Here is a 3320-nt window from a genome sequence, read left to right on the forward strand (position 1 = left end):
CGGCAACGCATCCCCCTCATTGGCACTGCCCGCGGCGCCCCCCGCCCGTGTCCCCCCATTCCTACTCCTCCCCCCGCCGCCGGCATCCCTATCGGCCCCAGCCTGCCCAACGTCGCCTCCGATTGCGAGCGCGGCACCGTCACCGGCGATCGCCTTGGGCCGCCGCGGGCCTCGGCCCAAGGCTGGTTTACCAGCGCGCAGGTGAAGCGTGCCGCCCATATCGCTTTCCTCGTCAGCTTTATGTTGGGTCTGCTGCTGGTGCTCCGCGGCGGCTGGCCCATCCTGCTGCTCGGGCTCGCCGCCATTGCCGCCGGCTATGCCTACACCGGGGGCCCCAAGCCCATCGCATATGGTCCCTACGGCGAGCTGTACGTGCTCTGCTTCTTCGGCATCGCCGCCGTGGCCGGCAGCTACTACTTGCAGACCCTCACACTCTCCGCCGGTGCCATCAGTCTCGGCATTGCACTGGGTCTGCCCGCGGCGGCGGTACTGCTGCTCAACAACTACCGGGACTTCGATACCGACCGGGCTGCGGGTCGGCGCACCCTGTGTCACGTGCTCGGCCGCCCGGCGGCGCGCATGGTCTATGCTGTCCTGCTGCTGGCGCCCGTGCCGCTGATGCTCATCGGCAGCCTGCCCGGCTGGACCTGGCCGGTGTTGTTGGCCCTGCCTGCGGCGGTGCGGTTGATCCGGCAGCTCTACTCCAGCGACGGGCTTGCGCTGAATCTGCTTCTGGCCCGCACCGCTCAGTACCAAACGCTGTTGGTAGGGCTCTATGCGCTCGGGCTGGCACTGGAGTGGCTGTTCGGCTGACAAGCCGACACCGGCAAGGCATCGGCTACTTGTCCCTGCATCTTCAGGTCACACCCTACAGGTTGCCGCTGCGCCGTCTCTGGCGCACTGCTCGTGGTGTACTGGACGCCCGCGCCGGCTGGCTGGTGCGTGCGCAATACGAGGGTGTCGCGGGCTTCGGCGACTGCGCACCGCTGCCGGCTGCGGGCACCGAGACGGCTGCGCAGGCCAAGGCGCAGCTCCTGCGCTGCAGCTCATCCGGATGCGAAGCCGTTGATGACCTGCTCGCGGCGCTGGACGTCGAAGTCAGCGACACCCCTGCCGCCGACTGTGCGCTGGAGGCGGCGCTGTTGGACCGAAGGGCGCGGGCCCTTGGTCTATCGCTCAGGCGGCTCTTATGTGCCGATGCGGTTGACCGGATCGCCGTCAACGCTGCGCTCGGAGGCGCCGCTGCGTTGGAGCCGAGCGCTGTGCAGCAGGCCCTCGCCGCAGGGTTCCGGGTGCTCAAGCTCAAGGTCGGTGCGGCGCCCATGGACATCGAGCTACCGCGCATCGAAGCCGTTGCGGCGCTGTTGCCGCCGGGTGCGACGCTGCGTCTCGATGCCAACGGCGCCTGGGATGCGTCGACCGCCGCTCTTTGGATCGAGCGCCTCGACGGACTGCCCATCGACTGCATCGAAGAGCCCATCGCGACAGCGGACGATGCAATGCTTTCAGACTTGCAGGCCGCAGCGCCCTTCAGCCTGGCGCTGGACGAGTCACTGGTCGGTCGCAAGCATCTCGACCCGCGCCGGCTGCCTGTGCGGCGCTTGGTGCTGAAGCCGGGTGTCGTGGGTGGGCTGCGCCGGACCCTGCGGATCGCTGAGCAGGCCCGGGCAGCAGGCCTCGAAGTGGTGGTCACCAGCTTGGTGGAGTCCGCCGCCGGGCTTTGGGTGACGGCTCAGCTCGCTGCTGCCACGGGGAGCCCACTTGCTCATGGGCTCGCGACGGCCGACTGGCTGTCGGCGGATCTCGGCGCACCCCCTTCCATCGAGCAAGGCTGGTTGCGGCTGCCGGATACGGCCGGAAGCGGGTTCCTGCCCTTTGACGACCCGAGCGCGAGTCCGAGCGCATGAGCGACTCCCCCCGGCTGGACCTGCTCCCCGACTATGCCTGCCGCCGCTTCGGCGATGCCGCACGGGCGCCCACCACTGTGCTCCTGCACGGCTTCACCGGCAGCGGCGCGGACTGGGACATCTGGCCCGCGAACGCCCCGGCAGCTCTGGCGCCGGATCTGCCAGGACACGGCGGCAGTCCAGACCCAAGCGGCGACTTCGCGGCCGAGATCGAGCGTTTGCTGGCGGCACTGCCCGCGGGCATCGAGCAGCTGGTCGGCTACTCCCTCGGCGGGCGCATCGCGCTGTGCCTGCTGGCGGCAGCACCGGAGCGCTTCGACGCCGCCACCATCATCTCCGCCCATCCAGGGCTCTTCAACACCGCGCAGCGCCAAGGTCGCCGGGCTGTGGACCGGCGCTGGATCGAGCTGCTGACCGCCCAGGGCCTTGGCGCTTTCGTCGATGCCTGGGAGCGTCAGCCGCTGTTCGCGAGCCAGGCCAAGCTCCCGGCGGCGGTGCTCGCGACACAGCGCCAAGGCCGCCTCGCGCAGCGCGCAGAAGGCCTCGCCGCCAGCCTCGGCTGCTTCGGCCTCGCCGAGATGCCGGACACCTGGGCCGCACTCGCGCACTGGCCGGGGCGGCTCTGCTGGCTCGCCGGCAGAGCCGACGACAAGTTCGTCGCCATCGGCGAGCGCGTGGCTCACCAGCGCCCTGCGACTGACCTACGCGTCGTCCCGGATGCCGGCCACAACCTGCTGCTGGAGGCGCCCAATGCGGTGCTCGCGGCGGCGCTGGGCATGGATGGTGAGATGTCGCCGGCTTGATGACTCCGCACGCTGGGTTAGACTCGGCGTTATGTCCACCCCCGCCTTCGAGCTCCGCTTCCGGGTCGCCTTGCACGACACCGACGCCGCTGGCGTGCTCTTCTTCGCCCACCTGTTCCGTCACGCCCACGACGCGTATGAGGCCTGGATGGCGCACCTCGGCTTCCCGCTGGACGCCATGCTCCGCAAAGGCGAGCTGCGGCTGCCGCTGGTGCACGCCGCGGCCGATTACCGCCGCCCCCTGCGCCACGGCGACGAGGTCACCATCCAGCTCCGCGTCGCCGACATCGGCGAGTCGGCTTTCACCATCGAGTATCGCTTCCTCGCAGACACCGGCGAGCGCGCGGCCACCGCCCGCTCGGTCCATGTCGGCCTGGGTGCAGATGAACGCCGCGGCCTGCCGCAGCCACTGCGCGATGCGCTGGCGCAGTTCGGCCGAGGGGATGGCGCGACAGCAAAGCCCGGAGTCAGTGCCGAGCGCAAACCCTGAAACCGCAAGCCGGCGCGAGATCACAGATCAAAGCATGACGCGATCAAAGCACAGCTTTGCAGAGGGCGTTCCGACGCGCGGCGTGGGAAAGCGACGACGACACGAATCAGAATAGCGACC

4 protein-coding genes are annotated in these 3320 nt (G+C 69.7%); all 4 read left to right on the forward strand.

Going from position 1 to position 3320, the window contains the following annotated elements:
• On the forward strand, positions 1–813 hold an 813-nt coding region (gene menA, locus I6U14_RS09495), incomplete at its 5' end, for a 1,4-dihydroxy-2-naphthoate octaprenyltransferase (RefSeq protein WP_296898781.1).
• A 29-nt stretch (positions 814–842) separates the two neighbouring features.
• On the forward strand, positions 843–1907 hold the full coding sequence (gene menC, locus I6U14_RS09500; protein WP_296898783.1) for an o-succinylbenzoate synthase: 1065 nt from the start codon (positions 843–845) through the stop codon (positions 1905–1907).
• Entirely contained in the window at positions 1904–2710 is an 807-nt protein-coding gene (locus I6U14_RS09505) for an alpha/beta fold hydrolase (protein WP_296898786.1), read from the forward strand. Before menC ends, I6U14_RS09505 begins: the two co-directional genes overlap by 4 nt.
• A gap of 31 nt (positions 2711–2741) precedes the next feature.
• A complete protein-coding gene (locus tag I6U14_RS09510) occupies positions 2742–3200 on the forward strand; it encodes a thioesterase family protein (protein ID WP_296898787.1) in 459 nt (152 codons plus the stop codon).
• Positions 3201–3320 lie beyond the last annotated feature (120 nt).

It is taken from the genome of Thiohalocapsa sp. (assembly GCF_019695415.1).
Classification (GTDB): Bacteria; Pseudomonadota; Gammaproteobacteria; order Chromatiales; family Chromatiaceae; genus Thiohalocapsa.

What these genes read in the sequence shown, in the direction of transcription:
- I6U14_RS09510 (WP_296898787.1), top strand. Translation starts at nt 2,742, where the DNA reads ATGTCCACCCCCGCCTTCGAGCTCCGCTTCCGGGTCGCCTTGCACGAC.
- I6U14_RS09505 (WP_296898786.1), top strand. Translation starts at nt 1,904, where the DNA reads ATGAGCGACTCCCCCCGGCTGGACCTGCTCCCCGACTATGCCTGCCGC.